Raw genomic sequence first — 16,161 nt, 5'->3', positions numbered from 1 at the left:
GGGAGGTACGGCCCTGTCGACGAAAGCTCCCCGTCGGCTTGTTTCCCCGTGCATTTCGCCCATCACGCTCGCAAGGCGGTTGCCAATCGCTCCCAGGCCGCGTCGCTCCCCGGCAGCCCCAAACGCAGGCCGGGAGGATCGGCGAAACGCCGGGTTAGAATGCCTTGTCGAGCCAGTGCTTCGTGTCTTTGCGCCGCCTTCGCGCCGGAACACCACTGAAACAAGGCGCAGCCGCCGGCCGGCTGGAGGCCAGCGTCCGCCAGCAGTTCCGCCAAGCGGCGGCTCGCCTCGGGCAGTGACTCCCGGGCAGCTTCTTGCCAGCGGAGATCGCTCAGCGCTTCCCGCGCCACCCAACGCGATGGTCCAGGTACGGTCCAAGGCCCGAGCAGTGCCGCCAAGCGTTCGAGCAGATCCGGTTCCGCCAGAAGGAAGCCGACCCGCGCGCCGGCCAGTCCGAAAAATTTCCCGAGCGAACGCAGCACGATCAGCCCGGGACGCGGACAGTAGGGGGCGAGACTGAATTCCGGCGTGGGGTCCATGTAGGCTTCGTCCACCACCAGCCAGCCGCCGCGCTCGGCCAAGCGTTCATGCCATGCGAGCAACACCTCTGGAGCGAAACGATGTCCGGTGGGATTATTGGGGTTGATCGCCACTAGAACGTCCCATGGCACGGGACCGGGACCGCGAGCCAGAACTTCAGGCGCGACCCCGATCACTTTGTGGCCGGCACGCCGCCAGGCGTGGGCATGCTCGGCGTAACCCGGCCGGATGATGCCTACCTGTCGCGCAGGCAGCAGCGTCGGCAACGCTTGTATCGCCGCCTGAGAGCCCGCAACCGGCAGAAGCCTGTCGCAACCGTAATACGAGGCAGCGGCGTTTTCGAGACCGTCTCCGTCTTCCGGAAGGCGCGCCCAGACTTCCGCTGGTAGGGCGGGCACGGGCCATCCGCCAGGATTGATGCCGGTTGATAGATCCAACCAGTCGGTCAGAGGAATTTCGTAGCGTTTCGCCGCGATCCGCAAACGGCCACCGTGTTCAAGCATCGAGCACCCCTCCCGCAAACCATAACGCCAGCCATAGCCAGCCCCCCCGCCGCACCAGGGCTACCGCGCGCGCAATATCTTCGTCACCAGGCCGTGGCCCCAATCCCAAGGCCGGACGCGCGTGCCACTCGCCTCGGTAGCGCGCCGGGCCGCCGAGCGAAAGCCGCAAGGCACCGGCACCTGCGGCCATGACCGGCCCGGCGTTCGGGCTTTCCCAGCCTCCCGCCTGGCTGCACCAGCACGACCAAGCGGTCCTGGCATTGCCCAGGACCACGTAAGTGAGCGCGGTGAGTCGCGCGGGAACGTAATTCAGCACGTCGTCCAGCCGGGCTGCCGCCCAGCCGAAATGAAAAAATCGTTCGCTCTTATAACCCCACATCGCGTCCAAGGTATTTGCCAGCCGGTACAGGACCGCGCCGGGGGCGCCCGCCACCATGAACCAGAACAGCGTGCCAAACACGGCGTCGTTACCGTTCTCCAGCACCGACTCGACGGCTGCGCGCGCGACATCCCCCGCATTCATGTCACCAGTATCGCGGCTCACCATGTACCCTACCCTACGCCGCGCCTCTACGAGATCGCCGGCCGCGAGCGCATCCTGCACCGCTTGTGCGTGTTCACCTAGGCTCCTGAGTCCCAAGGCGGCGTACAGCGCCAAAACCGCGAACGCGGGACCGAGTGTTGGAATGGACGCCAAGCAAGCGGCCAACGCCGTTGGCGGGACCGTCAACAGCAAAACCGCCAAGGCGCCCTGGAATCGCGCCCCCGTGCCTTGCCGCGTTTGTGAGGAATTCCAGCGGGTTTCCAGCGCGTTAGCCAATCGACCGAACCCGACCAGTGGATGAAAACGGCGGGGCTCACCGAAAAGGTTGTCCAGCACCACGGCGGTCATGGCTAGGATCGCGCTCATGCCCGGCGCTCCGACCAGCGGTGGATAATAGCGGCCAGCTGATCCAGCCCGTCGGTCAATGCCGCGGGACCGGGCTGAAGGATGTCGCAGGATTTGATTTCGTGAAGCTCGCCGTCACGTACCGCTGGAATCGTCTCCCAACCCGGCCGGGCCGCGAGCTGTTCGGGCCGGAATTTCTTTCCGCACCAGGAACCGATAATGATGTCGGGCGCGCGCCGGACGACCTCGTGTGAATCGTGAATGATGCGATTGCCGGCAAGCGGCTCACCGGCAACATCGGCGAACACGTTTTCTCCGCCGGCCAGTTCGATGAGTTCGGACACCCAAAAAATTCCCGAGATCAGGGGTTGGTCCCATTCCTCGAAATAGACGCGCGGACGGCGAGGCAGCGCTTCGGCGCTACGGCGTACCGTCTCCATGTGTTCACGGAGACGGTCGATCAGGCTTCGAGCCTTGTCTTCCGCTCCGACAAGAGCGCCCAAGGTACGGATCATCGCGAGAATACCGTCCACCGAGCGCTGGTTGAACACGTACACCGCTATGCCTGCCTTGATCAGATCGCGCGCGATGTCCGCCTGGAGATTCGAAAAACCCAGCACCAAATCGGGCCGTAAGTCCAGGATTTTGTCGATTTTGGCGCTGGTGAACGCGGAGACCTTCGGTTTTTCCTTGCGCGCCCGCGGTGGCCGTACGGTGAACCCGGAAATGCCGACGATGCGCTCTTCCTCGCCCAGTAAATAAAGCGTTTCCGTGGTCTCTTCGGTGAGACAAACGATACGGTCCGGCAAGAGTCTTCGGTTCATGGAGCAAAGAGAGCCGCCGTGGCGGCGGGGTTCGACGAAAAATAAAGATGCAAGAACGAAGCCAGCAAACGCCTGTCGCGGTAAACCGCCTCCGGCCGGCCGCTGCTCTTCTCCGTGCAGGTATGGGTTACCGGTGCGAGGTGCGTCTCGGCTCGGGCATGGTGGAAAGTATGCCCTCGCAACCTGCCTTCGGGCAGCTCCACGCTCTGCAGCCCCAAATTGGCGAGCCGCGCCTGCACGACGGCGCGGCCGGGCAGCAGACCAACCATTTCCGCATGGTGGCCTCGGGTATCCGCGAGCGTTTCCAGGAGATACAAGAATCCTCCGCATTCGGCGAGTATCGGCTTGCCGGCGGCCTGATGGCGGCGCAGCGCGTCTTTCAAGGCGTGATTGGCGGCTAGCTGGTCAAGGTGCAGTTCCGGATAGCCACCCGGCAGCCACACGGCATCTGCCTGAGGCAACCCTTTGTCCGCTAGAGGAGAAAAGAACACCAGCTCCGCACCCAAGGCCCGCAGAGTATCGAGGTTGGCCCGATAGAGAAAGCAGAAAGCCGAATCGCGTGCCACGGCAATGGTCACGCCTGACAGCGGCAAAGTCGCGGTTTCCTCCAGTCCGATTGATGGAAAATCCACCGGTGGCGGCGACTCGGCTAAGGGCGTTCGTTCCAAGGCGTCCGCCACGGCTTCGATTCGGGCGTCGAGATCGGCGATCTCTTCCGCGGGGTAGAGGCCCAGATGGCGTTCCGGGAGCTCGAAATCCGCTTCGCGCGGCAAGGCCCCGCGCCAGATACCCCGATCCGGCAAAGCGGTACGAAGCATCTCGGCATGTCCAGCGCTGCCGACCCGGTTGGCCAGCACGCCAAAGAAGCGCAGCTCGTCACGAAACGTGGCAAGGCCGTGCGCGACAGCAGCGAAGGTCTGGGCCATGGCGGAAGCGTCGACAACCGCTAGGACAGGAATGCCATACAGAACCGCGAGATCGGCGCTGGACGGCTCGCCGTCGTAGAGCCCCATCACGCCTTCGACTAGGATCAGATCGGCTTCGCCGGCGGCAGCGTGCAGCAAGCGGCGGCAATGCGACTCACCGCCCATCCAGAGATCCAGGTTATAAACCGGGGCGCCGCTCGCCTTCTCCAACACCATAGGGTCGAGAAAATCGGGTCCGGTCTTGAATACCCGCACCCTTCGTCCTCGCCGCGCGTGCAGGCGAGCGAGGCCGGCGGTGACGGTGGTCTTGCCCTGGCCCGAAGCGGGCGCGGCGATCAGCAGAGCCGGACAGTGGTTCATGGGGTCGGCAGATCGAGCGGCTGACCCCAGACGTTCTCGAACACGGTCTCATCCATTGCGCGGCGCGTGTCCCAGCCTACGGTTTCGAGCATAGGCTCGGGATAGAACGTGTCGACATGTCCGAGGCAAAGAACCGCGACCGGGCGGGCGCCTTCCGGCAGATTCAGCAATCGGGACAACTCGTCGGGCTCGAACAGCGATACCCAGCCCATGCCCAATCCTTCGGCACGGGCCGCGAGCCACAGGTTCTGGATAGCGCAGGCGACCGAACACAGGTCCATCTCCGGCAGCGTGCGCCGGCCCAGGACATAGTTTTCGCGGCCGTCGGCCAGCGCCGCAACGAGCAGCTCGCCGCATTCGAGAATGCCTTCGAGCTTCAAGCGCCGGACTTCGTCCGCTCGCGAACCGCAGGCCTCGGCGGTCGCTTCGCATTCCGCCCTGACCTGCGCATGGATGGCGCGGCGAAGCGCCGGGTCGGTGATGCGTATGAAACGCCAGGGCTGCATATAACCTACAGAGGGAGCCCAATGCGCGGCGTCGAGCAAGCGCCGCAAGACCGCGGGATCGATCGCTCCGCGCCGAAAATGGCGCATGTCGCGGCGTTCCCGGATCACCCGGTAGACCGCGGCACGGTCGCCGTCAGGATAGCGGTGTTGGGTCATTAGAGATCGATGCCCGGCTGCGCCCGCACGCCGGCGGCGTAAGCATGCTTCACGTCACGCATCTCGGTCACGGTATCGGCCGCATCGATCAGGCTTTGCGGCGCGCCGCGTCCGGTGACCACCACGTGCTGCATGGACGGGCGCGCGGCAATGTCCGCGAGCACCGTTCCGGCGTCGAGATAACCGAATTTCAGGGGATAGGTGAGTTCGTCCAGGATCACGAGTCCATAAGCCGGATCGGTCAGCATCGCACGGGCCGTTTCCCAGCCCTCGCGGGCGACGGCGGTGTCCCGTTCGAGGTCCTGCGTCTCCCAGGTGAAGCCCTCGCCCAGCACTCGCCAATCGACGCCCGAATGCCGGCGGAAAAAAGCCTCTTCCCCGGTATCCGAACGGCCCTTGATGAACTGACACACGCCCACTTTCATGCCGTGCCCCAGCGCGCGAGCGACCATGCCGAAGGCGGAAGAGGACTTGCCCTTGCCGTTGCCGGTGAGGACCAGTAGCAGACCCTTGTCCTGCGTGGCGTGGGCAATGGCGCTGTCCACTACCGCCTTCTTGCGCACCATGCGCCGGCGGTGACGTTCTGCTCGCGATAAATCCGACACGAGCCTAGGTCAGTGCGCCTGACGCCCGTGATCTTCGACGGACCGACCGGATTTTGCCAGGCCGAAGACCACATGAACTAGGATAGCGGCCACAATGTACAACGCGATCCCTTCGAGTGCATGCGGGAAATATTTCACGAGCCGCGCGCCGAACTCGGCGAAGCTGGTTTCCTCGAAACGCCCGGAAAAGAAATAAAAGCCGCCGCTCGTCAGGAGTTCGCACACCGTGGCGCCGGCAAGCAGAGCCAGGGCGAGTATCGGCAGGGTGGACGCACGGAACTGATAATGCCGCGCGTACCAGCGCCCGGCCAGCCACAATGCACCATATGCCGGCAAGAGAAAGACATAGGCCGGGCTGACGCAGAAATCGCTCACGCCGAACCAGGCGATGCCCACGTAATCGCTGACCGCGGCCAACCCGAGCAGTGCCGGAAAAGCCCAGATCGGGCGGAGATAAAAGCCGGCCAGGAAGAAGACCGTCCACGACGCGTCGGGCAAATGAGTGACGCTCGCGAAATGGTGGCTGCGGGTGGCCGCCATGAGCACAGCCAAGCCCAGAGCGATAGGCCAAAAGTTCTTCGATGTCGTGTCATTCATGTTAAGTCTTCCTATGGTTGGTTCAGAGTGGAATCGAGGAATCGATTTCGGCTAGCCGTGCCGATCGGCAAGCGAAACGCAGATTCGTCCGCGGTCTGGCCGGACTCACAGAAACTCCGGCGCATAGCGCACAGTTACAAAGAAATTCAAGTCGTCCTGATTGTAAAAACGGGCGGTCTGATAATGCTTGTTCAACAGATTAGCTACCCGCCCCTCCACAGACAAGCCCCGATAAAGATCGACGCTGGCGCGGAGATCGACCGTCACGTAGCCGGCCAGCCGCTGAGTGTTGGCGGCATCGTCGAAACGCCGGCCCTCGCCGTACACGGTGGTTCCAACCCGAACCGGACCGATCGCGCGGTCGAGATCGAACCGAAACATAGTCTGTGCCCTGCGCGGCAGCCGGTTCCCTTTGTCCGGACCTTCCGATAGATTTTCCGGATCGATCAGGCTGACGTTGGCCGCGATGTCGAATCCCCAGATACGGGTAGAGGCCTGTGCTTCGAGACCGAGTATGCGCGCCCGGTTCAGGTTTTCGGGGAAACACCTTGCCGGCCCGCATATGGTGGCAATCAAGTCTTCGATCTCGGTATGGTAGCCGTTGAGCGCCCAGGCGACGTTCCAGATCTCACCGCTCGCTCCGATTTCCCAGCTCTCCGAATTTTCCGGGGCGAGCTCGGGATTGCCGAATCCCGGGAAGTAGAGTTCGTTGAAAGACGGCGCTTTGAAGGCGCTGCCCCAGGACCCGGTCAGCCGGATGCCGTTTTCGAAGCCATAGCCCAAGGCGACGTTCCCGGTCGGCTGAACACCGAACTGTTCATTATCGTCCACACGCACCCCCGCAACTGCATCGAATCCGCCCATGGTCAGCTGGTACTGGGCGAAACCCGCCTTGTCGTCGCGCGAGTCCACGGCATAATCGGTCGTGCCGCTGACCTGATCGTTGTAGTAATCCAGCCCCAAGGTAAAAAGATGCCCCTCCGCGAGAGCGAAATCGTTCTGCCAGGTGACGTTGACCCGCTGCGTGTTGAAGGAACTGCTGAATTGCCGATCAAAAAAATTGTCCGATTCGTCCAAGGTTCGGCCGGCCCGTAGGCTCGTGGTCCAGAATTCGAGCGGCGAGTATCTCAGGCTGCCTCCCACCATTTGCTGCACGAAGGTCGAACGGTTCTGCGTGGTGCCGTCGAACTCGTTGTCGCCTTCCGCGTGCAACAGATTGCCCTCGATTTCCAGGCCATTGTCGAAGCGGTAGCCGGCGCGAGCGCTGCCGGAGGTGTTGCGATAGCCGTCGTCGTCGGGCTGACGGGTGAAGCAACCCCCGCCGCCCAAGTTGAAAGGCCGCCCGGCGCAGGCATTGAAGCCCCGCGTTTCCAAACGGGAACCGTTCAGGCTGTACCACACCCGGTCATCGCCGCCGGATATGCCGCCGGTCGCTTTGTACATCGAATGACTGCCGGCGCCGAAGCTCACATAGGGCCTTAGGCCTTTACCACCCTTGCGAGTAAAGATCTGGATCACGCCGCCAATTGTTTCCGAACCGTACAAGCTCGAACGCGGTCCTCGAACGATCTCGATGCGCTCGATCTGATCGATCGGAATGTCCTGGAAGGCCATCGCTCCGCTGGTAGCCGAACCGGCGCGTACACCGTCAATCAAGACCAGCACATGCCCGGATTCGGTTCCGCGCAGGTGTACCGATGTGTTCTTTCCTAGGCCGCCGTTATTGGTGACGGACAGCCCCGGCACGCCGCGTAGGACATCCTGGACGGACTGCGCCTGTCGACGCTCGATCTCGTCGCGGTCGATAACCGTAACCGAAGCCAGGGACTCTTCGACGCTACGCTCGGTTCGAGTAGCGGTGACCGTAATGGTATCGAGTCGGGACACGTTGGCTTCATCGCCATGAGCCAACGGTAGATAAAGGTACAGTAAAGCCGTTTGAAGACAGCGTGTTTCGGTTCTCATGTTCATGACTCCCCCGTGCACACCCGCGCGGGATAGGGTTACGCAAAGCACGCGGAGGAGAACCGCAGGATCTATGGTCCAAACGCTGTTCGAACGGCCGGAAGAGTCTGCAGGGGTGAAAACCGAGAATGGTTAATGCCTGACGTCTGTCCGGACCTCGCCCTCCGCGATGCCGACTTGGCTTCAGGCCGGTCTCCGGGCTCGCGAGCGGGGTTGACCCTGGAACAGCGCCTTCCCACGTTACAAAACGCAGTGGCATCGTGCTGCTCCTTGACTCGCTTACCGTTGCGGGGGCAGCGCCGGCATTGTTCCTACTCTCCTCATCTCAAGCGTGCGGAGAGGGGAACGCACCGGCTTCCCGTTTAATCCCGGTCGCATGGCTCACCAGGACACCTGAAGCGGCGCGCAGCTTAATCGATGGAGCGGCGAGCGTCAATCGGTCGCATGCATCCGAACTGTCAGCGAGAGCCTATCCTTTGTCGCACCCTATCGGCACGCCCCAGGAAGACGTCGGCTTGGTAGTCCGGGCATCGCCGGTAACCGGCAATGTCTCTTGGGTTAGGCGCTCAATATCGGTGACGGTCACGAGATAATGGTCGAGCATCCTTGCCGTCGCTTCCTTCGAGTTCGGCACGATCCAGGCAATCGCCCGCCCATCCCCGCGCATGATCACTTTCCAGAACGCATCCGGGGTTCTCACGCCATGACTCTCCACGAAATAATCGTCCTCGGGATTGTCGCCCCAGATCACGCCCCCGATCACGAGCAGCTCATCGATGTCTCGATAGCACTCAATGATCTCCTCGGTCAACTTCCACGCCCCACGATTCATCTGCGAAACCTGCGGCAGGATATTCGTCATGTAATTGCTTTGCTGAATCGCCGCCGGCGAATGATCGAGGTGATTCGCCGGCACTTGGTGACCTCGATCATACCCGTGGCCGTAGCCTTTTGTGCTGGTTTGCTGGCACTCTTCGGGGACGTAAGGATCGAGTCTGAAGGTGTTGGAACGAGGCTCGTTGCCGTTATCGTGTTGGGCGTTATAACGCCATTTCACCGCTCCCCGCTTCTCGCAGTCGATCCACACCGTGAAGCCTTCATATCCCAGACGGAGAAGGTTTCCTTCGGGCTGAGTTTCGGTCGGCGGGAGAACCGTTCGAGCAGTAGGCGGCGCCGAGTATGCCGGGATATCGCTACGTGGAACACTGGTGCAGGCGGTAAGCGCCGCGGAAAAGATTAGAGGTAGTAAGCCAAGACGTCGCATAGAGAGAAACGAAAAGGCGCGAAGTCTATCAAAACCGAACGGGTCGGTTGAACCCTTTCAAGAAGGCATCGTCCATTTAGACACATCTAGAGCGTTTTCATCTCTACCGAAAGGAACTGAGGAAACGGGAAATCGTCTGATTACAAATTTTCCCGGTAGAAAGATCCGTGATGAGCCAGGCCTATTCCATCGACCTTCGCCAGCGCGTGATCAGCGCTTGTAATGAGGGACAGAGTGCGTCAGCCGTCGCTGCACGGTTTTCGGTGAGTGTGTCGTTCATCGAGAAACTCAAACGCCAGCGGCGCGAACGCGGGACGCTGGCACCCAAGCCTCATGCGGGCGGCGGTCGGCCGCTTTTGGCCGAATACGACGAGGCGATACGCGCCTACCTGAACGCTAAACCCGACACCACCTTAGCGGAACTGCGTGAGGTCTTGGAGGTGAAGGTTCAACTCTCAACCCTTTGGTACCACCTTGACCGCTTGGGCCTGACCTTCAAAAAAACGCTCCGGGCGGGCGAACAAGACCGAGAGGATGTCCGCCTCGCCCGTGCTCACTGGCAAGCCGAACAAGGGACTCTGAACGCGGCTCAGCTCGTGTTCATCGATGAAACCTTTGTCACCACGGCGATGACTCGGCGGTATGGCTGGGGGCCTCGAGGCGAACGGGTCATTGGAACGGTTCCGCAGGGACAGCGGCAGACGATCACCTTCGTGGCGGCTTTACGCCAGGAGGGGGTGACGGCCCCCATGATCACCGAAGGGCCTATGAACGGCGAGTTATTCTTGGCGTATGTGCCGGAATTTATCTGTCCGACGTTGGTTCCGGGGAATGTGGTCATCTGGGACAATCTGTCCTCCCATCAGGTGAAGGGGGTTCGCGAAGCGATTGAAGCCTGTGGAGCCAAAGTGATGCCTTTGCCGTCTCATAGCCCCGACTTCAATCCCATCGAACAAGTCTTCGCGAAGTTCAAAGCACGGCTTCGCCAGGCGAGTCAACGCACCCTCGACGCGGTTGAGACCACGATGGGAACGCTCTTGAGCCAGTTCACGCCAGGAGAGTGCGTCAATGATTTCCGCAACGCTGGTTATGCCGTATAAGCAAAATGAAAACGCTCTAGACACATCCAACCGGGCATTGACAGACGCCGCAAAAACTGTGATCTTTTTCAGACACCGATGGGCGGTTAGCTCAGCGGGAGAGCACTGCCTTCACACGGCAGGGGTCGTAGGTTCGAACCCTACACCGCCCACCATAGAATCAATCACTTAGCGGAGATTTCGAGAAGTTCCGGGGGTAACGTGAAACATGCCGGCGGATTTAGATGGTTGGCCGTATAAAAATATACGAGCCTTCCGTTTCCGTAGCCGCCGACTGTTCAATCTCGACATATCCATTTCCCCCACCCTCTATGGCTGAGACGGGAACAAAAGCGAAACTAATATTGATTTACTGAAATTTGTTAATCGCTTTCATTGCCGGTGCCCCCTTTTAGGTATAGCGAAGCCATATAAAAACCAGTGACGAGGTCACGCTACAATTATTGTCGGCCTTCGCCGTCTTCGGTTTCAGTAGCTATTATTACTTCCCAGAGAAGATCTGAATCAAAACAACAAAAAGCCTGCCCCATTCATCTTGCCAGGCACGCGAGGAATCGACGCACGCCGTAATCCGCCGTATACCAAGCAACCCAAACAGAGGGTTACCCGCGTTTATACATGTCTGGCCATAAGCTGGTTCATTTTTTCAAAGATGCGACGGCAACATAGAAAATCATCCTTGCAGTTCACAATCGCACCCGCACATCCCATTCCCATCTGCATTGAGGCAAATCCATGTATCGGGTCGTAGCCCGCCAGTTTAGGTTGGTGATAGTCCACATCACTTTTGGGCTTACGCACCCAGGCCCAATGCACGTGCGGATATAAATCAAGCAAAAATTTGGCAATCAACAACCCCATGTCACGTCCTAAGTGTCAAGTCCCGCAAGATCGTAAACCTTCTTTCGAAAAAGATGAGGATGGGACAGTTGCCAGTTTTTGAGAGCCTGGATCGGGGTGAGATGGCCTAAGGCCTTTTGGGGAATGTGATGATTGTACAGCTCGACATAGCGGTGCAAGGTGGTGTCCAGATCGGCGGTTGAATCGAAGTGATGGGTTTGCAACACCTCCTCGATGCGGCCATTGAAGCGTTCCACCAGGCCATTCGTTTGGGGCCGGCCCGGCGGAATCAGGCGATGTTCGATGCCTTGTTCAGTACAGAGGCGGTCAAACTCATGCGTCCCCGAGGGCTGCCGAGTTCGGGTCAGGAAACGGTCGGTAAACTCCGAGCCGTTGTCGGTCAGGCATTTCTGGATGCGGAAAGGAGCGGCCTGAATCACCGCTTTGAGGAAGTCCTTGGCGCTTAAGGCGGAGCGGTTGGGCTTGAGGGCGACATAGACCCAGCGGGTGGCGCGGTCGATGGCGACGAACAGGTATCGGCGGGGTTCGCCGTCGATGGCGGGCAAGTACTTAACATCCAGGTGAAGGAAGCCGGGCTCATAGGCCTTGAAGGGTTTGACCTTCGCCTTCTCTGTAGGCGGAAGCAGGGTCTTGAGGGACGCCACCCCGTGGCGGCGCAGGCAGCGGTCTAGCCCGGAACGGGACACGGCGGGATTGAGAAATTCCCGGGTCACGGCCAGGAGATCATCCAAGGGGAGGAGCAGAGCTTGGCGGAGGTAGACCACGATGGCTTCCTGGGCGGGCGTGAGCGTGGTTCTGAGGGTGTGGGGCCGGTGTGAGGCATCTTCGACCGAGGATCGGTGTTTCCACTTGCGGACGGTCGTTCGGCTAATGCCATGCTTTTGGGCCAAGGCGCGCTCGCTCAACGTGGACGCTTGAATGGCCTGCCGAACGGCCGGGGTGGTACGGGCGTTCTTATGAAGACGAATCTGCATGGAGAGAAACCTCACTTGGACGAACCGAATATCTCCTGGAGAAGGCTCCGGGCTTCGAACAGAGCATAACTCCTTCTCGGTAAATAATCACACGAGACGCGACACCTTCCACGTATCGCTGCCTTCTTCCCAATATAAAGGCTCCTTTAACGTTTCTGCGGCCTTGCGACCAAGCCGCTCAAGAACCTCTTCAGGGGTACCTTCCATAGACTCACCGAAAAACTCTAAAAAGCCAGCAACCCGTTCCTGCATCCCCACAGTCTTAATCCATTCGCAGAACTGCTCAGCTTCCTTCGGTTTCCATTCCTTCCGAGAGCGTCCACCCAAATGATCCGCCACTTTAAACAAAGGATATTCGCGTATTCCGATTTGACTCATTGCTTGTGAAACACGCATGTGATCCCGCATTCGTTGAGCAATTGTTCCAGCGGCTTTGTTGGCCCCACGCCGCTCTTGCCGGGAAAGAAATGCCATTCAATTCCATCGATTACCCTCAATTTCAGCAATTCTGCATCTTTTAAGACCTGCTGTTAAATGCGGGATGTGAGCGATACCCTGCCGACTTTGGCTTCTCGCGCGATCTTATCTGCGTGTCACCGCCGATGTAAAAATGACCCCTGACACCGAAGTAAATTTGACCCCTTGGGGGAAAATGGCGGCTTTTTTGAGCCGCGGAAATGTTGACTCAGGAGCAGTCAGTGGAGATCAAAGTATTGGCCCGACAGGGCCATGGCATCAAAGCCATCGCGCGGGAGCTGGGCGTCTCGCGCAACACGGTACGCAAGTACCTGCGCAGCGAAAGCGCGTTGCCCCGGTACCGGCTGCGGGCGCCCCGCCCCTGCAAGTTGGATCCCTTCAAAGCCTATCTGCAGCAACGCATCGAGGCGGCACGTCCGCATTGGATTCCGGCCACGGTGCTGCTGCGAGAGCTTCGTGAACGGGGCTATGCAGGCGGCATCAGCCAGCTCAAGGCGTATCTCGCCCCCTTCAAACGGCGACCGGAAGAACCGGTGGTCCGCTTTGAAACCCCACCGGGCCGCCAGATGCAGGCCGATTTCACGACGATCCGGCGGGGGCGCGATCCGCTCAAAGCCTTCGTGGCCACGCTGGGGTTCAGTCGCGCCACGTTCGTGCGCTTTTCCGACCGCGAGGACAGCGCGGCCTGGTTGACGGGGCTGCGCGAGGCCCTCCACTACTTCGGCGGGGTGCCCGAAGAGGTGCTGTTCGACAATGCCGGCGCCATCATCACCGAACGGGACGCCTACGGTGAAGGCCGGCACCGCTGGCACCCGGCCCTGTACGCGCTGGCCGGGGCGTATGGCTTCCGGCCCAAGGTCTGCCGGCCGTACCGGGCCCAAACCAAGGGCAAGGTGGAGCGCTTCAACGGATACCTGAAAGCCAGCTTCATCACGCCACTGGCGGCCACGCTCAAGAGCGCCGGCTTGACACTCGATGTCGAGACCGCCAATGCCCAGATCGGCCCCTGGCTCGATCAGGTGGCGCATCAACGGGTGCACGGCACCACCGGCGTACAGCCCGCGGTGCGATTGGCCGAAGAGCGCCTCGCCCTGCGGCCGTTGCCGGTTCAGGCACCCCAAGGCTTGCCGGCACCCCAGCGGCACGTTGGCCGCGTCTTGCCCCATGACAGCCTGCAACATCCCCTGTCGGTGTACGACCAGTTGCTGGAGGTGACGGCATGAATCTGCAGCACGCCCGGATTACCGAACTCAGCCAAAGCCTGAAGCTCGAGCGGATCGGGTCGGACTGGCCCCACCTGGCCCAGCAGGCCGCCGATCGCGAGGAGAGCTTTGCCGACTTCCTCGAGAAACTGCTCATCGCCGAGGCCAAGGCCCGCGCCGAACGCACCCGGCAGACCTTGCTCAAGATGGCCACCTTGCCGGTCGTGAAGACTTTGGAGCAGTACGACTTTGCTTTCTCCTTGGGAGCGCCCCGGGCCCAGCTCCAGGAACTGGCGGGTTTGAGCTTTATCGAGCGCACCGAGAACATCGTCCTGCTCGGCCCCAGCGGGGTTGGTAAAACCCATCTGGCGATCGCCTTGGCCTACCGCGCGGTGATGGCCGGCCTCAAGACACGCTTCGTCACCGCCGCCAATCTGATGTTGCAACTCACCGCCGCACACCGCCAGGAGCGTCTCAAGGAGTACTTCAACCGGGTCGTGATGGCGCCCAGGCTGTTGGTCATCGATGAGATCGGCTATCTGCCGCTCGGACGTGACGAAGCGAATCTCTTCTTCAACGTCGTCGCCAAGCGCTACGAGCGCGGCAGCCTGATTCTCACCAGCAACCTGCCGTTCACCCAGTGGGCGGGCACCTTTGCCGATGATCAGACCCTGACGGCCGCGATGCTGGATCGGCTCCTGCATCACGCCCACATCGTGCAAATCACCGGCGACAGTTACCGATTGAAGGACAAGCGCAAGGCAGGCACAACCCCGCCGCAGACAGCGGCCGTCGAATAACTTTTGGGCCTCAAGGGGTCAATTTTACTTCGGCGATAAACCCTCAAAAGGGGTCACTTTTCAGTCGGCGTTGACATCGATAGCTTCAATGGACATCCCGTAATATCCCACTTGGTCCGCAAGCTCATTGGCTGTGAATCCGAGTTCTTCCCTTCTCTTTCTGATCAACTCGTTGCGAGGTAATTGATCATCAATCCCAATTTGTCCTTCCTTACAGTAAATGCAGGGCAATTCAAATAGTTCAAGACAGTTCAATCCTAATATGGCGCAAAGCTGAGGGTGTAAAAAGAACTGTGTAACTGGTCGGTAAAATCTGCGAGAAGAAGAGACTCAAACATGACCAGTGACACAGCCAAACAAGACGCCCTGTTAGACGAGTTGCTCAAAGGCTATTCGGATCCCAAAGACATTTTGGGTGAGCACGGCTTGCTCAAGCAGCTGACCAAACGCCTGGTGGAACGGGCGTTGGAAGCCGAGATGACGGCCCATGTGGGCTATGCGCCGCATGCCCCGGAAGGGCGCGGCAGCGGCAATTCCCGCAACGGCAAGCACACCAAGACGATTCAAACCGAAACGGGGGCCTTCGAGATTGAAGTCCCGCGCGACCGCAACGGCGCCTTCGAGCCCCAACTCGTGCCCAAGCGCCAGCGTCGGCTGGAGGGATTCGATGACAAGGTTCTGGCCCTCTATGCGCGGGGCTTATCCACGCGTGACATTCAAGGCCACCTGGAAGAGCTGTATGGGGTGGAGGTCTCGCCCACGCTGATCTCCAATGTGACCGAATCCGTGTTAGAGGAGGTCAAGGCGTGGCAGAGCCGGCCCTTGGCATCGGTCTATCCGATCCTCTATTTCGATGCCCTGATCGTCAAATCGCGCGAGACGGGGCCGGTCAAGAACAAGGCGGTGTATCTCGCTTTGGGGGTCACGCCTGCAGGGCGAGAAGGAACTGCTGGGCCTTTGGATCGCGGACACGGAAGGCGCCAAGTTCTGGCTAGCCGTCTTTACCGAGCTGAAGAACCGGGGCGTTCAGGATTGTTTCATCGCCTGCGTGGACGGGCTCAAAGGGCTGCCGGAAGCGGTGGAAGTCGTGTTTCCAAAAACCCAGGTTCAACGGTGTATCGTCCATAAAGTGCGCCACAGCCTGCAGTATGTGACCTGGAAAGAGCGCAAGGCGGTGGCCAAAGACCTTAGGGCCATCTATGGGGCGGCGACTTTGACCGAGGCCGAAGCCGCCCTGGCGCGGTTTGGAGAAACCTGGGACGCCAAATACCCGGCTATTAGCCAAAGCTGGCGGGCGGATTGGACGCGCTTGACCGTGTTCTTCGATGATCCACCGGAGATCCGCAAAGTGCTGTACACCACCAACGCGATCGAATCGCTTAACTTCAGCCTGCGTAAGTTGCTTAAAACCCGCGGTGCGTTTCCAATCGCAAACGGCGTCTCCGGGAGCGCCGAAGCCGCCCTTCCAAACGATGAGGCGATCCTGAAAGTCTTGTACCTTGGTCTGCAGCGGATCGAGAAGAAATGGACCATGCCGATCCAGGACTGGAAGCGGGCTCTGAACCACTTCGTGATCCTGCTGGGCGATCGCGTCACCCTATGAACTAATCCC

15 protein-coding genes, 1 tRNA gene, 1 pseudogene and 1 riboswitch are annotated in these 16,161 nt (G+C 60.3%); of the genes and pseudogenes, 5 read left to right on the top strand and 12 right to left on the bottom strand.

Going from position 1 to position 16,161, the window contains the following annotated elements:
- Positions 1 to 62: 62 nt before the first annotated feature.
- The 9 genes from cobD to QEN43_RS05690 form a co-directional block, all read right to left on the bottom strand.
- The gene (gene cobD / locus QEN43_RS05730) at positions 63 to 1,043 is read right to left on the bottom strand and encodes a threonine-phosphate decarboxylase CobD (RefSeq protein WP_317963810.1); all 981 of its coding nucleotides are present in this window, start codon (positions 1,041 to 1,043) and stop codon (positions 63 to 65) included.
- Positions 1,036 to 1,953, bottom strand: a complete 918-nt coding sequence (gene cbiB, locus QEN43_RS05725; RefSeq protein WP_317963809.1) for an adenosylcobinamide-phosphate synthase CbiB — start codon at positions 1,951 to 1,953, stop codon at positions 1,036 to 1,038. Before cbiB ends, cobD begins: the two co-directional genes overlap by 8 nt.
- Positions 1,950 to 2,756 (bottom strand): cobalamin-binding protein, encoded by an 807-nt coding sequence (locus tag QEN43_RS05720; RefSeq protein ID WP_317963808.1) that lies wholly within the window; start codon positions 2,754 to 2,756, stop codon positions 1,950 to 1,952. Before QEN43_RS05720 ends, cbiB begins: the two co-directional genes overlap by 4 nt.
- Positions 2,753 to 4,042 (bottom strand): cobyrinate a,c-diamide synthase, encoded by a 1,290-nt coding sequence (locus QEN43_RS05715; protein WP_317963807.1) that lies wholly within the window; start codon positions 4,040 to 4,042, stop codon positions 2,753 to 2,755. Before QEN43_RS05715 ends, QEN43_RS05720 begins: the two co-directional genes overlap by 4 nt.
- Positions 4,039 to 4,704, bottom strand: coding sequence for a 5,6-dimethylbenzimidazole synthase (gene bluB / locus QEN43_RS05710; RefSeq protein WP_317963806.1), 666 nt, complete (start codon positions 4,702 to 4,704; stop codon positions 4,039 to 4,041). The genes QEN43_RS05715 and bluB overlap by 4 nt, the downstream gene beginning before the upstream one ends.
- Complete coding sequence (gene cobO / locus QEN43_RS05705) at positions 4,704 to 5,309, bottom strand: cob(I)yrinic acid a,c-diamide adenosyltransferase (RefSeq protein ID WP_317963805.1); 606 nt, start codon at positions 5,307 to 5,309, stop codon at positions 4,704 to 4,706. The genes bluB and cobO overlap by 1 nt, the downstream gene beginning before the upstream one ends.
- A 9-nt stretch (positions 5,310 to 5,318) precedes the next feature.
- Entirely contained in the window at positions 5,319 to 5,906 is a 588-nt protein-coding gene (locus QEN43_RS05700) for a hypothetical protein (RefSeq protein ID WP_026609065.1), read from the bottom strand.
- Positions 5,907 to 6,011: 105 nt separating this feature from the next.
- Positions 6,012 to 7,871, bottom strand: a complete 1,860-nt coding sequence (gene btuB / locus QEN43_RS05695) for a TonB-dependent vitamin B12 receptor (protein WP_317963804.1) — start codon at positions 7,869 to 7,871, stop codon at positions 6,012 to 6,014.
- A gap of 169 nt (positions 7,872 to 8,040) precedes the next feature.
- Positions 8,041 to 8,283, bottom strand: a riboswitch (cobalamin riboswitch).
- Positions 8,284 to 8,340: 57 nt separating this feature from the next.
- On the bottom strand, positions 8,341 to 9,135 hold the full coding sequence (locus QEN43_RS05690; protein WP_317963803.1) for a DNA/RNA non-specific endonuclease: 795 nt from the start codon (positions 9,133 to 9,135) through the stop codon (positions 8,341 to 8,343).
- A 170-nt stretch (positions 9,136 to 9,305) separates the two neighbouring features.
- Here QEN43_RS05690 and QEN43_RS05685 point away from each other — a divergent pair, with 170 nt between their 5' ends.
- On the top strand, positions 9,306 to 10,235 hold the full coding sequence (locus tag QEN43_RS05685) for an IS630 family transposase (RefSeq protein ID WP_317963802.1): 930 nt from the start codon (positions 9,306 to 9,308) through the stop codon (positions 10,233 to 10,235).
- Between the two features lie 80 nt (positions 10,236 to 10,315).
- Positions 10,316 to 10,390: transfer RNA gene (locus QEN43_RS05680), tRNA-Val, on the top strand.
- Positions 10,391 to 10,847: 457 nt separating this feature from the next.
- On the opposite strand, the gene QEN43_RS05675 is transcribed toward QEN43_RS05680, so the two are convergent.
- From QEN43_RS05675 to QEN43_RS05665, 3 genes are all read right to left on the bottom strand, one after another.
- A complete protein-coding gene (locus QEN43_RS05675) occupies positions 10,848 to 11,096 on the bottom strand; it encodes a hypothetical protein (protein ID WP_026608921.1) in 249 nt (82 codons plus the stop codon).
- A gap of 8 nt (positions 11,097 to 11,104) precedes the next feature.
- Positions 11,105 to 12,070, bottom strand: a complete 966-nt coding sequence (locus QEN43_RS05670) for an IS481 family transposase (RefSeq protein WP_317963439.1) — start codon at positions 12,068 to 12,070, stop codon at positions 11,105 to 11,107.
- An 87-nt stretch (positions 12,071 to 12,157) separates the two neighbouring features.
- Positions 12,158 to 12,544 carry a hypothetical protein gene (locus QEN43_RS05665; RefSeq protein ID WP_317963801.1) on the bottom strand — a complete coding sequence of 129 codons (387 nt, stop codon included), beginning with the start codon at positions 12,542 to 12,544 and terminating at the stop codon, positions 12,158 to 12,160.
- 203 nt (positions 12,545 to 12,747) lie between these two features.
- Here QEN43_RS05665 and istA point away from each other — a divergent pair, with 203 nt between their 5' ends.
- From istA to QEN43_RS05650, 3 genes and pseudogenes are all read left to right on the top strand, one after another.
- On the top strand, positions 12,748 to 13,770 hold the full coding sequence (gene istA, locus QEN43_RS05660; protein WP_026609734.1) for an IS21 family transposase: 1,023 nt from the start codon (positions 12,748 to 12,750) through the stop codon (positions 13,768 to 13,770).
- A complete protein-coding gene (gene istB, locus QEN43_RS05655) occupies positions 13,767 to 14,549 on the top strand; it encodes an IS21-like element helper ATPase IstB (protein ID WP_317963303.1) in 783 nt (260 codons plus the stop codon). The genes istA and istB overlap by 4 nt, the downstream gene beginning before the upstream one ends.
- A 336-nt stretch (positions 14,550 to 14,885) precedes the next feature.
- Positions 14,886 to 16,152, top strand: a pseudogene (locus tag QEN43_RS05650) (IS256 family transposase).
- The last annotated feature ends 9 nt before the right edge of the window (positions 16,153 to 16,161 follow it).

Origin of the sequence: Methylocaldum szegediense, from assembly GCF_949769195.1 — a bacterium.
Taxonomy (GTDB): domain Bacteria; phylum Pseudomonadota; class Gammaproteobacteria; order Methylococcales; family Methylococcaceae; genus Methylocaldum; species Methylocaldum szegediense.
The sequence above is the reverse complement of the archived record's forward strand: the minus strand, read 5'-3'. Positions and strand labels throughout refer to the sequence as shown.

Excerpts from the sequence above, each read along its gene's own strand:
- cobD (WP_317963810.1), bottom strand. The coding sequence starts at position 1,043 with ATGCTTGAACACGGTGGCCGTTTGCGGATCGCGGCGAAACGCTACGAA.
- cbiB (WP_317963809.1), bottom strand. The coding sequence starts at position 1,953 with ATGAGCGCGATCCTAGCCATGACCGCCGTGGTGCTGGACAACCTTTTC.
- QEN43_RS05720 (WP_317963808.1), bottom strand. The coding sequence starts at position 2,756 with ATGAACCGAAGACTCTTGCCGGACCGTATCGTTTGTCTCACCGAAGAG.
- QEN43_RS05715 (WP_317963807.1), bottom strand. The coding sequence starts at position 4,042 with ATGAACCACTGTCCGGCTCTGCTGATCGCCGCGCCCGCTTCGGGCCAG.
- bluB (WP_317963806.1), bottom strand. The coding sequence starts at position 4,704 with ATGACCCAACACCGCTATCCTGACGGCGACCGTGCCGCGGTCTACCGG.
- QEN43_RS05700 (WP_026609065.1), bottom strand. The coding sequence starts at position 5,906 with ATGAATGACACGACATCGAAGAACTTTTGGCCTATCGCTCTGGGCTTG.
- btuB (WP_317963804.1), bottom strand. The coding sequence starts at position 7,871 with ATGAGAACCGAAACACGCTGTCTTCAAACGGCTTTACTGTACCTTTAT.
- QEN43_RS05690 (WP_317963803.1), bottom strand. The coding sequence starts at position 9,135 with ATGCGACGTCTTGGCTTACTACCTCTAATCTTTTCCGCGGCGCTTACC.
- QEN43_RS05685 (WP_317963802.1), top strand. The coding sequence starts at position 9,306 with ATGAGCCAGGCCTATTCCATCGACCTTCGCCAGCGCGTGATCAGCGCT.
- QEN43_RS05675 (WP_026608921.1), bottom strand. The coding sequence starts at position 11,096 with ATGGGGTTGTTGATTGCCAAATTTTTGCTTGATTTATATCCGCACGTG.
- QEN43_RS05670 (WP_317963439.1), bottom strand. The coding sequence starts at position 12,070 with ATGCAGATTCGTCTTCATAAGAACGCCCGTACCACCCCGGCCGTTCGG.
- QEN43_RS05665 (WP_317963801.1), bottom strand. The coding sequence starts at position 12,544 with ATGGCATTTCTTTCCCGGCAAGAGCGGCGTGGGGCCAACAAAGCCGCT.
- istA (WP_026609734.1), top strand. The coding sequence starts at position 12,748 with ATGTTGACTCAGGAGCAGTCAGTGGAGATCAAAGTATTGGCCCGACAG.
- istB (WP_317963303.1), top strand. The coding sequence starts at position 13,767 with ATGAATCTGCAGCACGCCCGGATTACCGAACTCAGCCAAAGCCTGAAG.